General features: G+C 70.8%; 19 protein-coding genes. 13 read left to right on the top strand and 6 right to left on the bottom strand.

Translation table 11 applies throughout. The features are described from left to right. Positions 1-898: 898 nt before the first annotated feature. Together H180DRAFT_RS17840 and H180DRAFT_RS29885 are read left to right on the top strand one after the other, a co-directional pair. On the top strand, positions 899-2911 hold the full coding sequence (locus H180DRAFT_RS17840; protein ID WP_254666066.1) for a thiamine pyrophosphate-requiring protein: 2013 nt from the start codon (positions 899-901) through the stop codon (positions 2909-2911). Positions 2912-3000: 89 nt separating this feature from the next. Further along, entirely contained in the window at positions 3001-3153 is a 153-nt protein-coding gene (locus tag H180DRAFT_RS29885; protein WP_159033586.1) for a hypothetical protein, read from the top strand. Positions 3154-3357: 204 nt separating this feature from the next. Here the strand turns inward: H180DRAFT_RS29885 and H180DRAFT_RS17850 are convergent, their stop codons facing one another. After that, a complete protein-coding gene (locus H180DRAFT_RS17850; protein WP_055487091.1) occupies positions 3358-3591 on the bottom strand; it encodes a DUF6158 family protein in 234 nt (77 codons plus the stop codon). A gap of 156 nt (positions 3592-3747) precedes the next feature. Between H180DRAFT_RS17850 and H180DRAFT_RS17855 the strand changes: the two genes are divergently transcribed. The 11 genes from H180DRAFT_RS17855 to H180DRAFT_RS17905 all read left to right on the top strand — a co-directional run bounded on the left by H180DRAFT_RS17855 (position 3748) and on the right by H180DRAFT_RS17905 (position 15957). Next, entirely contained in the window at positions 3748-4974 is a 1227-nt protein-coding gene (locus H180DRAFT_RS17855) for a baeRF2 domain-containing protein (RefSeq protein WP_055487092.1), read from the top strand. Next, positions 4961-5362: a DUF2795 domain-containing protein gene (locus H180DRAFT_RS17860; protein ID WP_055487238.1), complete on the top strand. Its 402-nt coding sequence runs from the start codon at positions 4961-4963 to the stop codon at positions 5360-5362. Before H180DRAFT_RS17855 ends, H180DRAFT_RS17860 begins: the two co-directional genes overlap by 14 nt. Positions 5363-5825: 463 nt before the next feature. Beyond that, the gene (locus tag H180DRAFT_RS28665; protein ID WP_107097687.1) at positions 5826-7697 is read left to right on the top strand and encodes a bifunctional phosphatase PAP2/diacylglycerol kinase family protein; all 1872 of its coding nucleotides are present in this window, start codon (positions 5826-5828) and stop codon (positions 7695-7697) included. Positions 7698-7765: 68 nt separating this feature from the next. After that, positions 7766-8605, top strand: a complete 840-nt coding sequence (locus H180DRAFT_RS17875; protein WP_055487240.1) for a methyltransferase domain-containing protein — start codon at positions 7766-7768, stop codon at positions 8603-8605. A gap of 33 nt (positions 8606-8638) precedes the next feature. Next, on the top strand, positions 8639-8995 hold the full coding sequence (locus H180DRAFT_RS17880) for a VOC family protein (RefSeq protein WP_055487093.1): 357 nt from the start codon (positions 8639-8641) through the stop codon (positions 8993-8995). Between the two features lie 154 nt (positions 8996-9149). Beyond that, entirely contained in the window at positions 9150-9284 is a 135-nt protein-coding gene (locus tag H180DRAFT_RS30805) for a hypothetical protein (RefSeq protein ID WP_302622447.1), read from the top strand. Positions 9285-9491: 207 nt separating this feature from the next. Further along, positions 9492-10550 carry a LacI family DNA-binding transcriptional regulator gene (locus tag H180DRAFT_RS17885; RefSeq protein WP_055487094.1) on the top strand — a complete coding sequence of 353 codons (1059 nt, stop codon included), beginning with the start codon at positions 9492-9494 and terminating at the stop codon, positions 10548-10550. 447 nt (positions 10551-10997) lie between these two features. Continuing rightward, positions 10998-12521, top strand: a complete 1524-nt coding sequence (locus H180DRAFT_RS17890) for a glycoside hydrolase family 32 protein (protein WP_055487095.1) — start codon at positions 10998-11000, stop codon at positions 12519-12521. Between the two features lie 108 nt (positions 12522-12629). Then, on the top strand, positions 12630-13976 hold the full coding sequence (locus tag H180DRAFT_RS17895) for an ABC transporter substrate-binding protein (protein ID WP_055487096.1): 1347 nt from the start codon (positions 12630-12632) through the stop codon (positions 13974-13976). A 152-nt stretch (positions 13977-14128) separates the two neighbouring features. Then, the gene (locus H180DRAFT_RS17900; protein ID WP_055487097.1) at positions 14129-15118 is read left to right on the top strand and encodes a carbohydrate ABC transporter permease; all 990 of its coding nucleotides are present in this window, start codon (positions 14129-14131) and stop codon (positions 15116-15118) included. A gap of 2 nt (positions 15119-15120) precedes the next feature. After that, entirely contained in the window at positions 15121-15957 is an 837-nt protein-coding gene (locus H180DRAFT_RS17905) for a carbohydrate ABC transporter permease (RefSeq protein WP_079100204.1), read from the top strand. A 152-nt stretch (positions 15958-16109) separates the two neighbouring features. Here H180DRAFT_RS17905 and H180DRAFT_RS17910 read toward each other — a convergent pair whose 3' ends face one another. From H180DRAFT_RS17910 to H180DRAFT_RS17930, 5 genes are all read right to left on the bottom strand, one after another. Beyond that, positions 16110-17099, bottom strand: coding sequence for a zinc-dependent alcohol dehydrogenase family protein (locus H180DRAFT_RS17910; RefSeq protein WP_055487098.1), 990 nt, complete (start codon positions 17097-17099; stop codon positions 16110-16112). After that, a complete protein-coding gene (locus H180DRAFT_RS17915) occupies positions 17096-17977 on the bottom strand; it encodes a carbohydrate ABC transporter permease (protein ID WP_055487099.1) in 882 nt (293 codons plus the stop codon). Before H180DRAFT_RS17915 ends, H180DRAFT_RS17910 begins: the two co-directional genes overlap by 4 nt. Further along, on the bottom strand, positions 17974-18819 hold the full coding sequence (locus H180DRAFT_RS17920) for a carbohydrate ABC transporter permease (protein WP_079100222.1): 846 nt from the start codon (positions 18817-18819) through the stop codon (positions 17974-17976). Before H180DRAFT_RS17920 ends, H180DRAFT_RS17915 begins: the two co-directional genes overlap by 4 nt. 146 nt (positions 18820-18965) lie before the next feature. Beyond that, positions 18966-20327 carry an ABC transporter substrate-binding protein gene (locus tag H180DRAFT_RS17925; RefSeq protein WP_055487101.1) on the bottom strand — a complete coding sequence of 454 codons (1362 nt, stop codon included), beginning with the start codon at positions 20325-20327 and terminating at the stop codon, positions 18966-18968. A gap of 94 nt (positions 20328-20421) precedes the next feature. Next, positions 20422-21183 carry a DeoR/GlpR family DNA-binding transcription regulator gene (locus H180DRAFT_RS17930; protein WP_055487102.1) on the bottom strand — a complete coding sequence of 254 codons (762 nt, stop codon included), beginning with the start codon at positions 21181-21183 and terminating at the stop codon, positions 20422-20424. Positions 21184-21259: the final 76 nt, after the last annotated feature.

Raw genomic sequence — 21259 nt, forward strand, 5'->3', positions numbered from 1 at the left:
TCCCTCTCCACCCCCTCGGGCAAAGAGACAATCCGCCGGAAATCCTCCGCCGTATCAGGAGCGTCATCATGCGGACGACGGGCACGCGAAGTGCGCATCGATACAGAAGTCATGTGCTTGGCCCACTTCCCCTCGGTGTACTGCATCTGCGGACACCGCGGGAGACAAGACACAACCGGGACGGACCGAACAAACGGTCACGCGCAAAGACCGGGCTCTCGAACGAGCCCCGCTCCCGCGGATGTGCCTTCTTGCCGAAGCACTGACCTCCGCGTGCCCCCCACCCCCGACAGCAAACGTCAACACCCGCCCCGCAGACGTGGCCTCGCACACCGTCCGGCCGCACCCCCGCGCACGACGAGACCGGGCAGGCGGTGTTTCCTGCCCTTCGGCCCGGTAACCCGGGGCCGCATGCCTTCCGACTGCGACCACGTGCGGACAGCTGCCGGCCTGCGGGGCCCGGGCGGTGCGCGTCTCTGCTCCGGCAGCGGAGGGTGCCGGTCCCGTACGGGCGCAGGTCACGGCGCTCCGGGACCTGCCGGCCACTGCGCCGCGGCAGCCGATCTCCGCCTGACTCATGACATTTGCCGTATTTGTGACGGAGGGGCAGGCCGGGAACCCTCGCCCGGTCACCCATGCGGTGCCCTCCGCGTCCGCCGGGCCCGTGCCCGCCCCCGAGGGCGCGGTCCCCGGGAGCTCCGCGTACGGCGTGCCGGCCGCGTCAGGCGGGCGGCACGACGGGGGAGCTGACACCGGCTGCCGCACCCCGGGCCTGCCGCTCCCCCGGGGCGCCTCCGGACCGACCGGACGGCCCCGACGGGGCCCGGAGAGCAATCAGCGGGGGAACGAACCCGAACCCGCCGGCGCCGCCGGCATCGCGGTAGAGGAGAGACGATCCATGTCCGAGAAGGTTTCCGACTACATCCTGCGCAGGCTGCGCGAGTGGGACGTCGAGCACGTCTTCGGCTACCCCGGCGACGGCATCAACGGCCTGCTCGCCGCCTGGGAAAGGGCCAAGAACGAACCGCGCTTCGTCCAGGCGCGGCACGAGGAGATGGCCGCGTTCGAGGCCGTCGGGTACGCCAAGTTCCGCGGCACGCTCGGTGTTTGCACCGCGACCTCGGGGCCCGGCGCCATCCACCTGCTCAACGGGCTCTACGACGCGAAGCTCGACCACGTGCCCGTCGTGGCCATCGTGGGGCAGACGGCACGTTCCGCGATGGGCGGTTCGTACCAGCAGGAAGTCGATCTGCACTCCCTCTTCAAGGACGTCGCTTCGGACTTCCTCGAGACGGTCACCGTCCCCGAGCAACTGCCCAACGTCCTCGACCGCGCCATCCGCACCGCCTACGCGCGCCGGGCTCCGACGGCCGTCATCGTCCACTCCGACGTGCAGGAGCTCGAATACCAGCCGCCGGGCCACGAGTTCAAGATGGTGCCCTCCAGCCTCGGCAGCAGCGGCTGGCACACCGAACCCGCCGAGGCGGCACTCGACCACGCCGCAGAAGTGCTCAACTCCGGCAAGAAGGTGGCCGTTCTGGCGGGCCAGGGCGCACGCGGCGCCCGTGCCGAGGTGCAGCAGGTCGCCGGGATGCTGCAGGCAGGCGTGGCGAAGGCGCTGCTCGGGATGGACGTGCTGCCGGACACCCTGCCATACGTCACGGGCCCCATCGGACTGCTGGGAAGCCGCCCCAGCTACGAGATGATGCGGGACTGCGACACCTTCCTCACCATCGGGTCGAGCCTGCCCTACAGCCAGTTCCTGCCGCCCTTCGGCAAGGCCCGCGCCGTCCAGATCGACATCGATCCGCACATGGCCGGGATGCGCTACCCGTACGAGGTGAACCTGATCGGCGACGCCAGGTCCACGCTGCGGCGGCTGCTGCCCAAGCTCCGGCAGAAGGAGGAAGGGCGCGAGTGGCAGGAGGAGTTGATGGCCTCCGTCGACCGCTGGAAGGACGTCATGCGGCGCCGCGCCGAGGTGAGCGCGGACCCGGTCAACCCCGAATACGTCGCCCACTGCCTCGATCCGCTGCTTCCCGAGAACGCGGTCATCACCGCCGACTCCGGCTCCACGACCAACTGGTACGCCCGGCACCTGACCATGCGTGGCACGATGCGCGGCTCCCTGTCGGGCACGCTGGCGACGATGGGCTGCGCCGTCCCGTACGCGATCGGCGCGAAGTTCGCCCACCCCGACCGTCCCGTCGTCGCGCTCGTGGGGGACGGCGCGATGCAGATGAACGGGCTGGCCGAACTCATCACGCTCGCCAAGTACCGCATGTCCTGGAGCGATCCGCGGTTCGTGATCGGCGTGTGGAACAACCGCGACCTGAACCAGGTGACGTGGGAGATGCGTGCCATGAGCGGCTCGCCGCAGTTCGTTCCGTCCCAGGCCCTGCCCGATGTCTCCTACGCGGCCTTCGCCCGCACCCTCGGCATGACCGGCATCAGGGCCGAGAAGCCTGAGGACGTGGAGGACGCCTGGCGGCAGGCGCTCGACGCGGACGGCCCGGCCGTCGTCGAGTTCATGACCGACCCCGCGGTGCCGCCGATCCCGCCGCACGCAGACTGGGACCAGATCGAGTCCACGGTGGCTTCGATCGTCAAGGGCGACTCCGACCGCAAGGCCATGGTCAAGCAGGGCTTCAAGGCGAAGCTCCAGGAGTTCCTGCCCGGCAGCAGGCCCCACCCGTCGGACGGTGACGAGGTACAGCACCAGGAGCCGGACACTGCCGCCGGCGCCCCAGGGACGGACGGGCGCGGGCGCAGCACCAAGGGCAAGGAAGCCAAGGGCGACCGGGAGTCCGCCTCCGGACGCCACGGCGGGGAGAAGGGCGGCAGGAAGTCGAGGAAGCGCAAGGCCGAAGCGGGACGCGAGGACCGGGCGCCGAAGGGCCCGGACGCATGATGCCCGCTCGGGCACCGGCCGGTTCGCCGGCGGCGGGGCGGCCCGGCCGGGCCGCCCCGCCGCCGAAGCTCGGCCCGTACCCACCGGGTGTGCCGGTGGCGGTGACGGGCGGACGGCTGGGGCCCGAAGCAGTGAAGTACCTGCGTACGGACGTCGAGGCGACCATGTATGTTCCCGACACCGCAGACCCGTCACTGCGCACCCTGCGCGTCGTCGCCGACGAGCGGGACGAGCGGGGCTGAGAAGGGCGCGCAGGACGAGCCACGGCCGGCCCGGCCGGAGGCGGCACCGCGTTCTCGCGCCGGCAGGGCACCTGGCGCAACGGGCCGGGGCCTACGGGGCGGGCGTGCACCACGTGCCCGGACCGGAGCCCGCGGCGGGCTCCGGTCCGGGCACCGCCCCAACGCCCGTGCTGCGGGCGCGGGACGCCGTACCGCCACGGCCGGTCATGCCCCCGCCGACGTCTCCCGGGCGCGGGCGCCCTCCCTTGTACGGCCGGGCGTGACCGGACGGTCCGGGTGGCGGCGCAGGTACTCGGACTCCAGCTCCGCCATCCGCACGCTGTGCGCGGACAGCGCGTCCTTCGGCGCGTGCAGCAGGGTGTCGTGCCGGGTGCGGTGGATGGTCTCGAGCTCCCTCAGAAGGTCCGCATCGGACAGCTCGCGGGGATCGATTCCCATGGGGCTCCCTCTCTCGACATCGGTCTCGTCTCGCTCATCGCCGTGCTGCGTCTGCGCCGGCCGGCCGCCGGCCGGGCCATTGCGCCCGTGCGAGCACCGCTCGTGTGGTTCGCGGCCGTACGGGTACCCGTGCTCGGCAATCCAAGGAGGAAATCAATGGAACTCGGATTCCTCGGTCCGCTCTTCGAGCGCAAGGGCCCTTGGGCGTCTGTCTACTTCGACACCCGCACGGCCTCCGAGGACGCCGCCGCCCGCCACCAGCTCAACGCGAAATCGGCACGTGACCGGCTCAGGGACCAGGGAGCCGACGACGCCACGTGCCGAGCTGTGTACGACAGGCTCCTGGCGCTGTCCCGAGGGCCGGAACCCCCCGCTCACGCGGTCTTCGCCACCGGCGGCGAGGTCGTCCTGGACACGGAGCTGACGGTGCAGCCCCCCGGCGGCGGTCCGGTCGCCGTCTGGCAGGCGCTCCCGCACACGGGGCCGCTCGTCGAACTCGTCGACAGCGATCCCCCGGCGCTGGTGGCCTACATCGACCGCAAGGGCGCCGAATTCGAGCTGACCGGCCCGTTCGGCGCGCAGCCGGCAGGCGGCGTCACCGGCAGTGACTGGCCCGTGCACCGCACGCCCTCGGCCGACTGGTCCGAGCGGCACTTCCAGACCCGCGTCGAGAACACCTGGGAGCACAACGCCGCCGAGATCGCCGACGAGCTGCGCATCCGCTGGGAGAAGTGCGGCGCGGAAGTCCTCGTACTGGCGGGCGACGCGCGCGAACGCAGCTCCGTGCACGACCGTCTGCCGCCCGACCTGCGTGAACGTACGGTCCAGGCGGAGCACGGCGTCCGCGCCGACAGTCGCGCCGACGGGCCGGCCTCGAACACCGCCGGCGGCCGCAGGCTGCTCGCGGACGAGGTAGCCGGAGCGCGGGCGCAGTACGCGCGGCAGCGTGCCGCGGACGTCATGGAACGCTTCCAGGCCGGGCGCTCGCCGGGCGGCGAGGGCCGGATCGACGCCGCCGAGGGCGTGCCGGCGCTGGTCGAGGCCGCGCGCGAGCACCGCGTCGGCGTGCTGCTCGTACGGCCCGACGGCCCCGACGCGCGCCGCGAGGTCTGGGTGGGTGACGAGCCGGGCCAGATCGCGCTGCGCCGCAGCGAGACCCAGTACCTGGGCGCCACGGAACCCTCCCCGGCACGCGCCGACGACGCGTTGCTGCGTTCCGCGGCGGCGACGGGCGCCGATGTGCTGTGCGTACGGGACTCCGACATACCCGAAGGCGTGCCGCGCGACCTGCCGGACGGCGGTCTCGGAGCCCTGCTGCGCTGGCCGCACGAAGGAGCACCGCAAGGAGGTGGAGCCGGTGGAGGACAACATGCAACGCGGTAGTGACCCTCTGAATGTTCACCGGGACGACGAGGCCAAGCGGGAGATGCAGGGCTGGATCCGGTCCGGGCACCCCACGAGGGCCGAGGAGTGGGACGACCCCGAGCCCGGCGCCGACGACGACCCGGAGATCACGGAGCACCCGGTCCAGCAGGGGCGGCGCGACCCGGACCGCGAGGAAGCGGAGGACGAGGCTCTGCGGTCCGAGCTGGCGCGGCATCTCGGCCGTCGCGCCTTCCCCGCCGACCGCGAGGGCCTCAAACGCACGCTCCTGGACCAGTACGCGCCGGAACCCCTGGTGGAGACGGTGCGCGAACTGCCCAAGGACGGCGACACGTACGGAAACGTTCAGGAGGTGATGGCCGCTCTGGGGCGGAAGCCTCAGGCGTGAGCGGCCGGAACCGGAAGGAAGACCGCGGCCGTGGACGTGCCCGCGCGAGTGGGGCGTGGCGCGCCTGCGGCTCATCGTCCCGTAACGAGTGCTGTGCGGGTGCGAGCGGGCTGACTCCGGCTCCCGCCGTGTGAGAGCGGCGAAGCGGTTCCCGTCCCCGGGACGACGGGAACCGCTTCGCTGCGCCTCTGCGCACGGCGGCGGGCGGGCGCGCGGGTTCCCGCGTCGGAGATTCACCGCCGCCAAGCACTGCCTCGGCCCGGCACGGAGCCGCCGGGCCGCCCCCGCCCACGCCCGCGCACACCCCGCGACGCGGGCCCGGCCTCAGGCGGGCACACGCCCGCCGGACCGGCAGGGCGGCCCCGCTTCGCGGCGGGAACATGACAGTGATGGAGCGGGGGCGGAGCCCGGTCACGGGGGTGCGAAGGTTTACAGGCAACCAGGTCAGAGAAGGCGCAGCTTCATGGCAACATTCACCGACCGCGTCGGCCGGAGCCTGCGCGGCTTCCGCCGCCGGAACCTGCGGAGCCGGGCCGGGGCGACGAAGCCGGGCGCGGGGACGCTCTCGCCCCCGTTCGCGCGCCGGAACACTGACGCGGCGTCGGACGGAAGCCCCGCCTGGCGCAACTGGCCCGCCTCGCGGGCCTGGTCGGCCACCGACCGCCGGCTGTTCGAGCTGGTGGCCGACCGCGACTGGCCCGGCCCGGAGCGGGTGCTGCCCCGGCTGAGCCGGAGCGCCAACCACGGACGGCTGTGGTTCGCGGTTGCCGGTGCGATGGCGCTGGCCGACACACCGCGCTCCCGCAGGGCCGCGGCGCGGGGCCTGGCCTCCCTGGCCGTGGCGTCGGCGACGGTCAACACCCTGGGCAAGCAGGCGGTGCGGCGGGAGCGTCCGCTGCTGGAGGGCGTGCCGCTGATCCGGCAGTTGCACCGCCAGCCGGTGACCACGTCCTTCCCGTCGGGTCATGCGGCGTCCGCCGCGGCCTTCGTGACGGGAGTGGCCCTGGAGTCTCCCCGCTGGGGCGCCGCGGTCGCCCCTCTCGCGGCGGCGGTGGCCTTCTCCCGCGTCTACACCGGCGTCCACTACCCCAGCGACGTGCTGGTGGGCGCGGCCCTCGGCGTGGGTTCGGCGTTCGCCGTGCGCGGCATCGCCCCCACCCGTTCTCAACTCCCCTCCCCCGGGCGCCCGTTGGCCGACGCCCCGGCGATGCCGGAGGGCTCGGGGCTGGTGCTGGTCGCCAACTCCACGTCCGGTTCCCGGCTCGAGGACTCCGACCTCTTCCCCGGGACGAGCCTGCTGGAGGGGAACCGCGGCGAGCACAGCGAGTCGGCCGGGCAGGAGGAGTCCGCGGAGCCCCTCGAACCCCCGGCGCTGGCCGTCGTGCGGAGCATGCTGCCGAAGGCCGAGATCATCACCTGCGACCCGAAGTCCGACGACATCGTCGGGGCCCTCGAAGATGCGGCCCAGCGGGCGGCGGAGCTGGGCGGCGCGCTCGGCGTGTGCGGCGGCGACGGCACGGTCAACGCCGCCGCGGTCTGCGCGAAGCGTGCCGGTGTTCCGCTGGCCGTGCTGCCGGGCGGCACGCACAATCACTTCGCCTTCGACCTCGGCATCGAGGAGTTCGCCGACACCTGCCGGGCCGTGCAATCGGGCGACGCCGTCGCCGTGGACCTGGGACGCTTCACGCCCCAGCCGGGGGCGGCGCCGGGTGCCGAGGAGGTCGTGCGCGCGGCGGACGCGGACGAGGCGAGCGGCCTGGAGGCCGAGCGTGCCCTGCGGTCACCGGTTCCGCCGGAGCCCGGTCCGGGCACCGCGGCGCCCGTGCTCCGGCCCGGAGAGCCGGGCTACTTCCTCAACACCTTCAGCCTGGGCGCGTATCCGGAGCTGGTCCGCATCCGCGAGCGGTGGGCCCACCGCATCGGCCCGTGGCCCGCCGGGGTGCTCGCCGCGCTGCGCGTCCTGCAGACGAGCGGGCCGGTCGAGGCCGGCCTGGGCGGCAAGGAGCGTGCCCTGTGGCTGCTCTTCGCCGGCAACTGCGCCTACAAGGTGGGGATGGCGCCCGTGCGGCGGCACGACCTCGCCGACGGCATGCTCGACGTCCGCCTCGTCAAGGCGGGGCGCTGGGCCCGCACGCGGCTGTTCATAGCGGCCCTCACCAGCGCCGTCGACCGCTCGCCGCTGCACAGCACGACGCGCCTGCGCCGGCTGATGATCACGGACATCCCGCCGGGCACCCACCTCAGCTATGACGGTGAAGTGGCCAGGGCCCCGGGGCGGTTGCTGCTCGACAAGGAGCACGAGGCGCTGCGCGTCTACCGGCCGCTGAACGTGTGAGCGCGGCCCCGGTCCGCATGGCGGTCGCCCGTGGCCTCCCCGGCCCGGCGCGCAATAGCCTGCGCACCATGGCGTCGAGGGACGGGACACAGGCGGCCGGGAACGCGGAGACGGCCGTCTACACACACGGGCACCACGAAGCGGTACTGCGTTCGCACACGTGGCGTACGGCGGTGAACTCGGCGGGATACCTGCTGGGCGAACTGGCGCCGCACATGCGGGTGCTGGACATCGGGTGCGGGCCCGGCACCATCACCGCGGACCTCGCGGCGCTGGTGCCGAAGGGCCACGTCACCGGACTCGACTCGGCGCCGGGCGTGCTGGAGCGGGCCCGCGGCGCGGCGGCCGGCCGCGGGCTGGACAACGTGACGTTCGAGGAGGGCGACGTACACGCCCTGGAGCACCCAGACGGCGCCTTCGACGTGGTGCACGCCCATCAGGTGCTTCAGCACGTGGGCGATCCGGTCCGGGCGCTGCGGGAGATGCGCCGGGTGTGCGCTCCGGGCGGAGTGGTGGCCGCCCGGGACTCCGACTACGGCGCGATGTTCTGGTATCCGTCCGTGGAGGGGCTGACCGGCTGGCAGGAGCTGTACCGGCGGGTGGCCCGCGCCAACGGGGGCGAGCCCGATGCGGGGCGCCGGCTGCATGCGTGGGCGCGTGAGGCGGGCTTCGGCAACGTCACGGCCTCGTCGTCCACTTGGTGTTTCGCCACCGGCGAGGAGCGCGCGTGGTGGAGCGGACTGTGGGCGGAGCGCACGCTGGCCTCGTCCTTCGCGGCATCGGCGGTGGAGGGCGGTCACGCAACGCGGGATCAGCTGCGGGAGGCGGCGGACGCGTGGCTCGAGTGGGGCGCACGGGAGGACGGCTGGTTCGCGGTGCCTCACGGGGAGATCCTGTGCCGGGCCTGACGTGCGCCGAGTCGCCCAACTAGGGTGCGGGCCATGGACATTCTGGGGACTTCACTGCGCGTCTGCGTCGACGATCTGGACGCTGCAGTTCCGGCGTACGAGCGGCTTGCGAGCACCGAGGCGGTGCGTTTCACCCAAGGACCGGTCTCGGTCGCGGCGGTGGGGCCCTTCTTCTTGATGAGCGGCCCGTCGGAGCACCTGGAGATCCTCCGGAAGATCGCGGCGACGCTCGCCGTGAAGGACGTCCGCGAGGCCGTCGCGGATCTGGAGGCGGTCGGCGCGCAGATCGTGGCCGGCCCCAAGGAGACGCCCATCGGGCGCAGCGTGATCGCACGCCATCCTGACGGCAGCGTGTTCGAGTACGTCGACCGCCAGGAGGCGGAGGGGTAACCGGGCCCGCCGGACACACCCGCCGTGCAGCCGGCCTCCCCCTGGCTTCGCCGGAGGGGAGGCCGACCCGTGCCGGGGGCCGTGGCCGGTGGGACCTCCCGGGCCTGGGCTGCCGGAAGTCCGGCGCTGCTGGACTTCCGGCGGTGACCGAAGCGTGCTCGGACTCGCGACCGGAGTCGTGACCGGACTCGTCCGGCAGCACATGCGGAACCTCAACGAGCTTGTGGGCACGGTGTTTTCGGGCCTGTCGCCGCCGGCGACCGACGAGATGGCCGGCGAACTGAGCTGATCAGGGCGCGAAGCACGGGCGCCCGCGGACCGGCCCGGACATCGGCGCGTGGAGCGGGCGCCGGTGTCGGGACAACGGCGGAGGAGACGGGCCGGCCAGAAATTTGAAACGAACCATTGACAGGAGCCCCGGCCCTGGGCACTCTCATGTGCACGCGATGGGCTAAACGATTTGCCAATGCGTTATCCACTACTTTGGGCAGGGGTAATGACACGCCGGATCGGGATCAAAGATGTGGCTGCGGCGGCAGGTGTGTCGACCGCGACCGTGTCGCACATCCTGAACGGCGTCGAAGGCAAACGGGCCAGCACCGAGACCCGGCAGCGCGTCCTGCAGGTCGCCGACGAGCTCGGGTACGCGCCGAACGGCCTCGCCCGGGGGCTGCGGCTGAAGCGCTCGCACACCATCGGCTTCGTCAGCGACGAGATCGCCACCACCCCCCATGCCGGCCGGATGATCCTGGGTGCCCAGGAGGCCGCCGCGGCAGAGGGCCTGGTGCTGCTGCTGGTCAACACGAGCGGCGACGCCGAACTGGAGCGCACCAGCATCGAGATGCTGCTCCAGCGGCAGGTGGACGGCGTGCTGTACGCGGCGATGTTCCACAGAGTCCTGCGCGTGCCGGAGTCGATGCGCTCCACGCCCACCGTGCTGCTGGACGCGCGCTCCGACGACCCCGCCGTCCCCTTCGTCGTACCGGATGAAGTCCAGGGCGGGTACACGGCGGTGCGTGAGCTGACCGGCCACGGGCACCGCAGGATCGGCGCGATCGTGCAGACCGTCGACATCCCCGCCCGGCAGGGCCGCCTGGAGGGCTACCGCAAGGCGCTGGCCGAGGCCGGTGTATCCCACGACCCGTCTCTTGTCGCCGCCGAGACGGCAGTGCCCCACGGGACGACCACCGGCGACGTGGACGCCGGCCACCGGGCCGCGCGGCGGCTGCTGACGGCGGAGCGGCGCCCCACGGCATTGTTCTGCTTCAACGACCGGATGGCCGCCGGTGCTTACCGGGCTGCCGCCGAGTTGGGGCTCTCCATCCCCGGCGACCTGTCGGTCATGGGATTCGACAACCAGGAGCTGGTCTGCGAGACCGTCCACCCCGCGCTGAGCACGGTTCAGCTGCCGCACTACGAGATGGGGGCACGGGCCGTGGCCCAGTTGCTCGCACTCACCGGAAAACCGGGCCGGCCACCGGGCCCGGACACCCAGGAGAAGCTGCCTTGCCCGCTGGTGGCGCGGGCATCGGTCACTTCGCCGCCCCGACTCTGACACCGGGACGGCGAAGCGTTTCGCACCGTGACAGGCGACCGTCGCAACCGGTCGTCATCCCTGTCAGCACTTGAACACTGTGAGGGTACACACATGTCCCCTGAGACTTTCAATGAGCCGTCGAACCGGCACAGCCGGCCGGTGTCCGGCACCGCTGCCGATCTGTCCGCAGGAGCGGGCGAGTTGGTCTGCGTGACCTCGTCCCGTTCCGCCGGCGCCCCGGCCTCTCAGGCACGGGAGCACTGAGCCTCGCGCTCCCCGCCGACCCGGCGTCGGCACTTCAACAGCCCTTTCCGCACCTCGCCGTCGGCACCCCGCCGAGGCCCGCTCCGGTCGCCATGCCACCCGGGCCTGCAGCGAGTTCCGGTGGAAGCACTTCATCGAGTGCAACGAGGGGACCGAGGCAGGGCGGTCCGGTGACCGTCCCTCCTCGCATGCTCCTTGCACATGACGAAAGGCACGTGTGTGTCCACTGCACCCCGTGATCCGTACCGGCCCGTCGCGCATCTGCGTCGTCCACGGAACTGGATGAGCGACCCCAACGGGCTGGTCTTCCATGACGGCCACTACCACGTCTGCTACCAGTACAACCCCTACGGCGCGAGTCACACGAACATGCACTGGGGCCACTTCCGCAGCCCCGACCTGCTGAGTTGGGAGTCCCTGCCGATCGCCCTGGCCCCGACCCCGGACGGTGAGGACGCCGACGGCTGTTTCTCCGGCAACGCCGTCTCCGACGGCGACCGGCTGGTCGCCTTCTACTCCGCGCACCGCGAGGACCGCTCGCCCCAGCATCAGCCGGTCACCAGCGCCACTTCCCGCGACGGCGGCCGGACCTTCCGGCCGCGGGGCGAACTTGTCATCCCCGCATGGCCCGAGGGCTGCACCATGTACCGCGACCCGTACGTCTGGCGGGACGGCGACCGCTGGCGGATGCTCGTCGGCTCCGCCCTCGCGGACGGCTGCGGCGCGGCCCTGCTGTACGAGTCGCCCGACCTGGAGGACTGGACCTACCTGGGGCCCTTCGACTCCCGCAAGCAGGAGCCGGTCGGCGGCACCGGCCTGAACACCGGCGAAGGCTGGGAGTGTCCCCAGTACCTGCCGGCGCAGTCCGGACGGCCCGGTGCCCTCGTCTTCAGCGCATGGAACGGTCACGGCGGCGCGCAGTGCGTCACGGCCCTGGTCGGCGAGGAACGCGGCAACGTCTTCGACGCCGGCCCGCCGGTCCTCGTGGACCACGGACCGGACTGCTACGCACCCGCTTTGCTGCGTGCGCCCGGGGACACCACCCGCGCCGAAGGCAGTGAGGGAGACAGATGGCTGCTGTGGGGCTGGTCCTGGGAAGCCCGCGAGGAATCCTGGTCGGTCGCAGACGGATGGGCCGGGGTGCTGACCGTCCCCCGGGAGATATCGGTCGGCAGCGACGGCACGCTGCGACAGCAGCCCGCCGCCGAGCTGCTCGGCCTGCGCGGCAGGCACACCGTCCGTGCCGAGGGCACGGCCCAGGGCCCCGAGCCGGTCGAACTCGGCGGTGTGCAGCGCGCGTTCGATCTGACGGCCCGTCTGGAGACGGCCGGGGCGGCGGGCCTGCGGCTGCTCACCGCCCAGGACGGATCCGAGTACCTCGACATCCGTCTCGATGCCGCTGCGGGTGAACTGGTCGTCGACCGGGACCACGCCTCGCGGGACTCCCGCGCCCACGGTGGCTCCGCCAGGATGCCCTGCCCCACCGGCCGGCCGGCCGATCTGCGCGTGGTCGTCGACCACTCCATGGCCGAAGTCTTCCTGACCTCCACCGGCCAGGTGCTCACCATGCGCTTCTACCCGACGGGGGGCGACCCGTGGCGCCTCCAGGCCCACACCGCGACTGACGCGCGCTTGAGCTACGCGGTCGACGCCTGGGACCTGCTGCCCCTCGTGGTGAGGGAGCAGAGCGCCGGCACCGAACTGCCGCAGGAGCGGCCCACATGACGGATCCGTCGCCCGTACGGCCATAAGGCCGGTGGGCGATCCCGAGTCCCCACAGCACACCTTCACACCCGTCCAGCCTTACCGCACCACACACCGGAGGCACCCACCATGAACGTCGGCAACAACAGAACCCGCAGGACCGCCCGTGCAGCACTGGCTCTCGTCCTTCCCCTGGCGGCACTCGCCGCCTGCGGCGGAGGCGGCGGCACAGGCAGCACCTCCGCCGAGAAGGGCAGCGGCAGCGGCACCATCAAGGTCTGGGCCCACCAGGGTCAGGCCAGTGAGGCCGCCGCCCTGAAGAACGCGGTGAAGACCTTCAACTCCTCGCAGAAGAAGGTCAAGGTCAAGCTGACGCTGATCCCCGACACCGACTACACCAAGACCATCACCGCCACCGACCCCTCCAAGCTGCCGGACGTGATGGAGTTCGACGGTCCGACCATGGCGAACTTCGTCTACAACAGGAAGCTCGCCCCGATCGACGACCACGTCTCCGTCAAGACCCTGGCCAACGCCACGGACTCCATCAAGGCCCAGGGCCGGATAGACCGCAAGCAGTACGGCCTGGGTATGTACGACTCCGGGCTCGGCATCTACGGCAACAAGAAGAAGCTCGACGAGGCCGGCATCAAGTACCCCAAGGGTCTGTCCGACAGCTGGACCGCCGACGAGTTCACCGACGCCGTGAAGAAGCTGGCGGCCCAGGACTCCGACGGCAAGAGCCTGGATCTGCAGGAGAACAACGGCCTCGCCACCGAGTGGGGCACCTACGGCTTCGCCCCGGCGATCTGGTCGGCAGGCGGCTCCCTGCTGAAGAACGGCAAGGCCAAGGGCGCCCTGGACACACCGGAAGCGGCGTCCGCGCTGAAGACCTTCCAGTCCTGGAAGACCCACGTCGACCCCAACACCGACGGCAAGGCGTTCGCCAAGGGCCGCGTGGCGCTGAGCTGGGTCGGCCACTGGATGTACCCCGACTACAGCAAGGCCCTCGGGAAGGACCTCGTCGTGCTGCCGCTGCCCGACTTCGGCAACGGCTCCAAGACCGGCCAGGGTTCCTGGGCCTGGGGCATCGGCGCCGACACCAAGAACGGCAAGGCCGCCGGCACCTTCCTCGACTCCCTCCTGAACGACACCAACGTCACCGCGATGACGAAGGCCAACGGTGCCCCTCCCGGCACCGAGTCCGCACTCGCCGAGAGTGAGCTGTACAAGAAGGGCGGCCCGCTGCAGCTCTTCGCCGACCAGCTCGCCAAGCCCTGTGGTGACAGCGACATCGACAAGACCTGCGTCGCCGTGACCCGGCCCGTGACCGGCGGATACCCCACGGTCACCGCCAAGTTCAGCCAGGCGCTGAACGACGTCTACGGCGGCGCCGACCCGAAGACCGCACTGGCCAAGGCCGCCCGCGCCATCGACCAGGACTTCTCGGACAACGGCGGCTACAAGCTGCCCTAGGGCCTGTTTCGAAGTCCCGCCTGCGGGGCGGCGCCACGCCCGCCCTAACGGGCGGACGACGCTACTTCGAAACACGCCCTAGCCGCATCCATCGGCCGGGAGGGACGGACGCCGACGGCGCCACCCCTCCCGGCCGGGAACAGGACTCCACCGTGACCACCGTGAACCCCGCGCCCGCAGCGCCTGACGGGCGGAAGCCGAGCCCGCCGCCGAGATCCCCGAAGTCCGTACGGTCTCCTCGTCCCCACCGCGACTGGGTGCACGGGCTGCTGATGTCCGCACCCGCCCTCGGCGGACTGATCGCCTTCGTCGGCGTGCCGTTCGTCTACGCCGTCTTCCTGTCCTTCCACCACGTGCTGCTCGGCTCACCGCTCCCGCCCCGGTTCTCCGGCCTGGAGCAGTACCGGCGGATCTTCACCGACCCCGACCTGTCCGGCCCGTTCCTGCGGGCCCTGCTCAACAACCTGACCTTCGCCGTGGCCGTCGTCCCCCTTCAGACCGCCCTCGCCCTCGGCCTGGCCATCCTGCTGAACCGCAAGCTGAAGGCCATCGGCCTCTTCAGGTCGCTGTTCTTCATGCCGGTCGTCTTCCCCATGGCTCTGGTCGCGGTCATCTGGCGGCTCATCCTGGCCCGCAGCGACCAGGGCATGCTCAACTCCGCACTGGATGCGGTGAGTTTCGGCAACTGGGGCGCCTTCGACTGGCTCGGCAGCGCTGCCACCGCGATGGCCTCGATCATCGTGCTGTCCATCTGGCAGGGCGTCGGCTTCCAGATGGTCATCCTGCTCGCCGGCCTCCAGCAGATCCCCGGCGAGCTCTACGAGGCCGCCCAACTCGACCGGGCCTCCCGGTGGCAGCAGTTCCGCCACGTCACCCTGCCCGGCATCCGCGGCACTCTCGTCTTCGTCGCCCTGCTCACCTCGGTGCTGGCATTCCGCGTCTTCGACCAGGTCTACGTACTCGTCAAGGGCGGCGGACTCCACGAGGACGCCACCCGCACCGTGATGTACCAGGCCGTCACCACTGCCTTCGACCAGAACAACATCGGCCAGGCATCCGCGATCACCATCGTCTTCTTCCTGATCGTCGTCGTCCTGACTCTCGTCCAGCGCCGCGTCGTCCGCCCCGGCAACGAGGACTGATCATGATCCGCACACCACTTCGCCGCTTCTTCGACTACACCGTCCTGAGCGTGCTGGCCTTCGTCTTCGTCCTGCCGGCGCTCTATCTGATACTCGGCAGCTTCAAGCCCTCCGACGAGGTGCTGGGCGGCCTGACCGGCTTCCTGCCGACCAACCTGTCCTTCGACAACTACGCCGCCGTTCTGGACAACTTCGACTCGGACGCCACCGGCTACTTCTGGCGCTTCATGGGCATCTCGGTGCTCCTGGCCACCGTCGTGGTCCTCGGCGGCCTGCTCGTCAACTCCATGGCCGCCTACGGACTCACCCGGCTGCACTGGCGGGGCCAGCGCGCCGTCTTCACGATCGTCCTGCTGCTGATGCTGGTGCCGTTCGAGGCGGTCGCGGTCCCGCTCTTCTACATGTTCAACGGGCAGCGCAACACCATCTACATCCAGGCCCTCCCCTTCATCGCCTACGCGTTCTCCGTCTACCAGTTCGCCACCTTCTTCCGCGGTATCCCGCGCAGCATCGAGGAAGCCGCCCGCATCGACGGCGCCGGACCCTGGCGCACCTTCTTCGCGATCATCGTCCCCATGAGCAAGCCGGCGTTCGCGTCGGTCGCGATCCTGACGTTCCTCATCCAGTGGGGCTCGTTCCTGTGGCCCGTACTGATGGTCTCCGACCCCTCGGTGCGCCCGCTGCCGCTGGCGATCAGCGTCTTCCAGGGCCAGCAGCCGGTGGACTGGGGCCAGATCCTCGCCTTCGGCGTGCTACTGGTCCTCCCCGTCCTGGTCGTCTTCGCGTTCTTCCAGCGATGGTTCGTCCAGGGAGTCGCCGGCTCCGCCGTCAAGGGCTGAGCGTTCCGCGCACCGCCGAGGGGCGGCGGCCGGACCGTGTGCGCCGGCACCCGGCCGGCCCCGGGGAAGAACGGCCTGCCGCTCCGGCGCGGCGCCCCGGGGCGGATCGGCCCGCCCGCGAACTCCTCGCGGGCGGGCGGGTCTTCACCAGCTCACGGCACCACGACGATCTTCCGTCCCTTTCCCGCCGCGAAGCGGTCGAGGGCGTCCGGGTACTCGTCCAGGGGTAGGCGGTCGGAGATGAAGATCTCCGGGTCCAGCACGCCGCCCGCGAAGAGTTCGGCCGCACGCTCGTAGCTGTGCAGGACGGCCATCGAGCCGGTGATGGTGATCTCCTGGTTGTAGATCTTGTACGGCTCGATCGTGGCGGTCGTCGCGTAGTCGGAGACGCCGAACTGGAGGAAGGTTCCGGCCTTGGCGACGCGGCCGAGCCCGTCCTGGATGGCGGCGGCGTTCCCCGTGGCGTCCACGACGAGGTCCCAGCCCTGCGGACGGTCCAGTTCGTCGGCGGTCGCGGCCGCGGAGGAGCAGCCCAGCCGCCGGGCGGTGGCCAGCCGCTCCTCGTTCAGGTCGAGCACGTCGACGGCGGCGGCGCCGGTCCGCTTGGCCAGTTCCAGCATCATCAGGCCCATGGTTCCCGAGCCGTAGATCAGTACGTGAGCGCCGAGTTGGCTCTTGAGGACGTCGTAACCCCGTACGGCGCAGGACAGCGGCTCTATGAGCGCGGCGTCCTGGGTGCGCACGTGCTCGGGCAGCTTCACGCAGTTGGCGACGGGCGCGACGGCGTACTCGGCGGCGCCGCCGGCCGTGGTCACTCCGATCGCCGCCCAGCGTTCGCACAGGTTGTTGTGCCCGGTGCGGCAGTAGCGGCACTCGTAGCAGAACAGGGACGGGTCGACCGCCACCCGGTCGCCGGTGGACAGCTCCGTCACCTCGCTGCCGACACCGACGACTTCGCCGGCGAACTCGTGACCGGGGACGAGAGGCAGCGACGGTGCGAACTCGCCCTGGCGGATGTGCAGATCGGTGCCGCACAGCCCGCAGGCGGCCACCCGGACGACGACCTGACGGGGGCCGGGTGCCGGGTCGGGCACGGTGGTGAGGCCGACCTTGCCCACCGACTCGACGAGAGCTGCCTTCATTTCACGGCTCCTAGAGACAGGCCCTGGACCAGCTTGTCCTGGGCGGCGAACCCCGCCGCGAGCACCGGCAGGGAGATGACGAGCGACGCGGCGCACACCTTCGCCAGGAACAGGCCCTGGCTGGTGATGAATCCGGTCAGGAAGACGGGTGCGGTCTGCGCGATCACACCCGTCAGGACCCGGGCGAAGAGCATCTCGTTCCAGCTGAAGATGAAGCAGATCAGGGAGGTCGCGGCGATGCCGGGCATGGCGATGGGCGCGACGACGCGGGTGAGGATCACCGGAAGCCGGGCCCCGTCTATCTGTGCTGCCTCGATCAGGGCGCTGGGGATCTCCGAGAGGAAGGACTGCATCATCCACACCGCGATCGGCAGGTTCATGGAGGTGTAGAGGACGACGAGCAGCCAGATGTTGTCCAGCGTCCCGGTGTTCTTGGCGAACAGGTAGATCGGCAGCAGCCCCGCGACGACCGGGAGCATCTTGGTGGAGAGGAAGAAGAACAGGACGTCGGTCCACTTCTTCACGGGGCGGATGGACAGCGCGTACGCGGCGGGCAGCGCCAGCAGCAGCACGAACGCGGTCGAGACGACGGACGCCGTCAGGGAGTTGGCGAGCGAGAACCAGGGGCTGGGTCCTCCCCCGGCGCCGAAGAACTCGCGGTAGCCGTCGAGTGTGAGGGGCGCCGCCAGCGACGGCGGATTCGTGGCGGCGTCGGCCTCGGAGTGCAGCGAGGTCAGGGCCATCCACAGCACCGGCAGCACGAAGACGAGCCCGACGAGCCAGGCGACGAGGCCCAGCGCGGCGTTCGTCCTGCGCACCCTCCTGGGGGCGGTCTCCACGGCGGGCGGTGCGGAATTCACGTTCGTCGCGGCGCTCATGATGCGGCCTCCTCGCGGAAGAGGGACGAGACCACCCGCAGCGCGAGGGTGGCGATGATGATGGAGCCGATCACGACGAGTACGCCGGCGGCGGAGGCCGTGCCGTACTCGTGGCCCTGGTAAAAGGTCTGGTAGATCGTGTACGGCAGGTTCGCGGTGCCGAGACCGCCCGAGGTGATGGTGAAGACGGCGTCGAAGTTCTGCACGATGTAGACGGTGCCGAGCAGCGCGGCCAGCTCCAGGTAGCGCCGCAGATGCGGCAGCGTGATGTAGCGGAAGACCTGCCACGCGCCCGCACCGTCGATGCGGGCGGCCTCGACGGCTTCCGTGGGGCGGCTCTGCAGCCCGGCGAGCAGGATCAGCATCATGAACGGCGTCCACTGCCACACCAGCGACGCCTCGACGGCGCCGAGCGGCATCTCGGGAACCCACTCGGGCTGGGGGGCGCCGTCGCCGAAGAGCCAGTGCAGTACGCCGTTGAAGAGCCCGTACTCGGGGTTGTAGAGGACGTGCTTCCACAGGAGGGCGGCGGCCACGGGCACCAGCAGGAACGGCGCGATGAGCATCGTGCGGACGGCCGCGCGTCCCCTGAAGCGGCGGTCGAGGAGCAGGGCGAGGAGCATGCCCAGCACGAGGCTGACGAGCACGACGGTGACCGTGAGGAGGATCGTGGTGAACACCGACTTGCGCAGCTCCGGATCGCCCAGCACCTCGCCGTAGTTGGCCAGTCCGGCGAAGGAACGTGCCTCCGGGTACAGGGCGTTCCAGTCGAAGACGGAGATCACCAGCGTGGCCACCATCGGCAGCTGCGTGACGACGATCAGGAATATCAGCGCGGGCATCAGCGGCGCGCGGGTGACCCAGGCGCGCAGCCCGGCCGGTGGTTTCGCCGGCGGCGCGGACGGCGCGGTGCCGTGCGCGGACGCGCCGGGTGATGCGGTCGCGGTGGTCGTGGTGTCGGTCGTGTTCGTCGTGTCTTTCGTATTTGTCACTGCCCTCGCCCCTCGTACTCCTCGGAGATCTCTGCGGCCAGCTGCTGCGACTTCTTCAGGGCCGTCTCGACGGACTGCCGTCCGGCGATGGCCGCGCTGATCTCCTGGGAGACCTTGGTGCCCAGGTCCGAGAACTCGGGGATGTCCACGAACTGGATGCCGATGGTGGGGCGTTCCTGCACGCCCGGATTGCGCGGGTCGGCTTCGGTGATGGCCTTGCGCGTGGTCTCGCCGAATGCGCCGGCGGTCTTCTTGTACTCGGGTATGCGGTAGGTGGAAGTGCGTTTGCCCGCCGGGACGTTGGCCCAGCCGAACTCCTCGCCCACCAGCCGCTCGTACTCCTTGCTGGAGGCCCAGGAGATGAACTTCCACGCCTTGTCCTGGTTGCGGGAGGCCTTCTGCAGGCCCCATGCCCAGCTGTAGAGCCAGCCGGAGGACTTCGTCTTCACGATCGGTGCCGGCGCGTAGCCGATCTTGCCCTTGACGGGGGACTTGGCCGCTTCGAGCGAGCCGGCGCCGGAGGTGGCGTCGTACCACATGGCGGACTTGCCCTGCGTCATGTTGTTGAGGCACTCGGCGAAGCCGGACTGGGTGGCGCCGGACTCGCCGTGCTTGCGGACCAGATCGACGTAGAACTTGGTGGCCTTCACGAACGCGGGGTCGGTCAGCCTGGCCTTGTAGTCCTTGTCGAACCAGGTGCCGCCGAAGGTGTTGACGACGGTCGTGAGCGGAGCGATCACCTCGCCCCAGCCGGGCAGTCCGCGAAGGCAGATGCCGCTCATGCCCTTCTCCGCCCCGTCGGCCTTCGCGGCGAGGTCGGCGACCTGCGGCCAGGTCGGCTTGTCGGGCATCGTCAGGTTCTTCTTCTCGAAGATGTCCTTGCGGTACATCAGGAAGGAGGACTCCCCGTAGAAGGGCTCGGCATAGGTCTTGCCGTCCTCGCCCTTCAGGGACTCGCGGATGGGCGGAAGGATGTCCTTCTGGTCGAAGTCCTTGTCCTTCTTCAGGTAGCCGTCGAGGGGTTTGAGCCACTCGTTCTTGGCGTAGATCGGCGCCTCGTAGTTGCTGATCGTGGCGACGTCGTACTGGCCGGCCTGGTTGGCGAAGTCCTGTCCGATCTTGTCCCGGACATCGTTCTCCGGGAGCGTCGTGAACCTGACCTTGATGCCGGTCTTCTTGGTGAAGTGCTTGGCGGTGAGCTTCTGCAGCTCGACCATCTGCGGGTTGTTCACCATCAGGACGTTGATGGTGTCGCCGCCGGTGGCGAGGCTCCCGGCGCCGGCGCAGGCGGCCAGCAGCACGTTGGCCGTGGCGACGCCTATGACTGCGCGTGTCCTGTGGCGACTGCGGGTGCGCATGTGCGGTCTCCTGGTCATAAGGGGGCGAAACGGGCGGTTGATGCGCGGAGCGGACCGTCGGCCGGACAGCAGAGCGCAGGTCCTGTACGGGCCGTCAGGCCCTGATCACTTGAGGTCCGCGCAGCGAGTACCGATGGGCCTCGGAGGCGGTGAGTCCCGTGGAGGTGACGATCGTCTGGAAGTCGCCGACCTCCGCGAAGCGGCAGAAGCTGACCGCGCCGAACTTCGTGTGCATTCCCGCGAAGATGCGGCGCCGCGAGGCCCGCAGCGCCTGCGCCTTGACCTCGCTCACGGCCGGATCCGGTGTGGTGAGGCCGTGTTCGCGGGAGATGCCGTTGGCTCCGACGAAGGCCAGATCGATGACGAAACCGGAGAGCATCTTCGTCGTCCAGTGATCGACGGTGGCGAGCGTGCCGCCCCGCACGCGCCCGCCGAGGAGCAGCACGGTGATCTCCTCGGCAGTCGCGAGCGCGCCCGCCGCGGCGAGCGAGGCGGTCACGACGGTCAGTGGACGGTCGCGCGGCAGGGCCTCGGCGATGAGCTGCGGCGTGAAGCCCTCGTCGATGAAGACCGTCTCCGCCTCGCCGAGGTGTTCGACCGCGGCGGCGGCGATGCGGCGCTTCTCCGGTACGTGCATGGTGGTGCGGAAGGCGAGCGTGGTCTCGAAGCCGGCGCTCTCCACCGGGTACGCGCCTCCGTGCGTGCGGCGCAGCAGCCCGTGGGACTCCAGTACGCGCAGATCACGGCGGACCGTCTCCTTCGCGACGCCCAGTTCGGCGGCGAGCTCGGCGACGTCGACGGAACCGCCTCGCCGGGCGGCCCCGACGATCTCCCGCTGACGTTCCTCCGCGCTCATGGACGATGCTCCTTCCCTCTCCGTACGGTCACGGATCTGCCCGTTCGGGCCCGTGTGCAGAGTTGTACAGCCCCTC

Source organism: Streptomyces sp. WMMB 322 (assembly GCF_900090145.1).
Classification (GTDB): Bacteria; Actinomycetota; Actinomycetes; order Streptomycetales; family Streptomycetaceae; genus Streptomyces.

What these genes read in the sequence shown, in the direction of transcription:
- H180DRAFT_RS17840 (WP_254666066.1), top strand. Translation starts at nt 899, where the DNA reads ATGTCCGAGAAGGTTTCCGACTACATCCTGCGCAGGCTGCGCGAGTGG.
- H180DRAFT_RS17850 (WP_055487091.1), bottom strand. Translation starts at nt 3,591, where the DNA reads ATGGGAATCGATCCCCGCGAGCTGTCCGATGCGGACCTTCTGAGGGAG.
- H180DRAFT_RS17855 (WP_055487092.1), top strand. Translation starts at nt 3,748, where the DNA reads ATGGAACTCGGATTCCTCGGTCCGCTCTTCGAGCGCAAGGGCCCTTGG.
- H180DRAFT_RS17860 (WP_055487238.1), top strand. Translation starts at nt 4,961, where the DNA reads ATGCAACGCGGTAGTGACCCTCTGAATGTTCACCGGGACGACGAGGCC.
- H180DRAFT_RS28665 (WP_107097687.1), top strand. Translation starts at nt 5,826, where the DNA reads ATGGCAACATTCACCGACCGCGTCGGCCGGAGCCTGCGCGGCTTCCGC.
- H180DRAFT_RS17875 (WP_055487240.1), top strand. Translation starts at nt 7,766, where the DNA reads ATGGCGTCGAGGGACGGGACACAGGCGGCCGGGAACGCGGAGACGGCC.
- H180DRAFT_RS17880 (WP_055487093.1), top strand. Translation starts at nt 8,639, where the DNA reads ATGGACATTCTGGGGACTTCACTGCGCGTCTGCGTCGACGATCTGGAC.
- H180DRAFT_RS17885 (WP_055487094.1), top strand. Translation starts at nt 9,492, where the DNA reads ATGACACGCCGGATCGGGATCAAAGATGTGGCTGCGGCGGCAGGTGTG.
- H180DRAFT_RS17890 (WP_055487095.1), top strand. Translation starts at nt 10,998, where the DNA reads ATGACGAAAGGCACGTGTGTGTCCACTGCACCCCGTGATCCGTACCGG.
- H180DRAFT_RS17895 (WP_055487096.1), top strand. Translation starts at nt 12,630, where the DNA reads ATGAACGTCGGCAACAACAGAACCCGCAGGACCGCCCGTGCAGCACTG.
- H180DRAFT_RS17905 (WP_079100204.1), top strand. Translation starts at nt 15,121, where the DNA reads ATGATCCGCACACCACTTCGCCGCTTCTTCGACTACACCGTCCTGAGC.
- H180DRAFT_RS17910 (WP_055487098.1), bottom strand. Translation starts at nt 17,099, where the DNA reads ATGAAGGCAGCTCTCGTCGAGTCGGTGGGCAAGGTCGGCCTCACCACC.
- H180DRAFT_RS17915 (WP_055487099.1), bottom strand. Translation starts at nt 17,977, where the DNA reads ATGAGCGCCGCGACGAACGTGAATTCCGCACCGCCCGCCGTGGAGACC.
- H180DRAFT_RS17920 (WP_079100222.1), bottom strand. Translation starts at nt 18,819, where the DNA reads ATGCCCGCGCTGATATTCCTGATCGTCGTCACGCAGCTGCCGATGGTG.
- H180DRAFT_RS17925 (WP_055487101.1), bottom strand. Translation starts at nt 20,327, where the DNA reads ATGCGCACCCGCAGTCGCCACAGGACACGCGCAGTCATAGGCGTCGCC.
- H180DRAFT_RS17930 (WP_055487102.1), bottom strand. Translation starts at nt 21,183, where the DNA reads ATGAGCGCGGAGGAACGTCAGCGGGAGATCGTCGGGGCCGCCCGGCGA.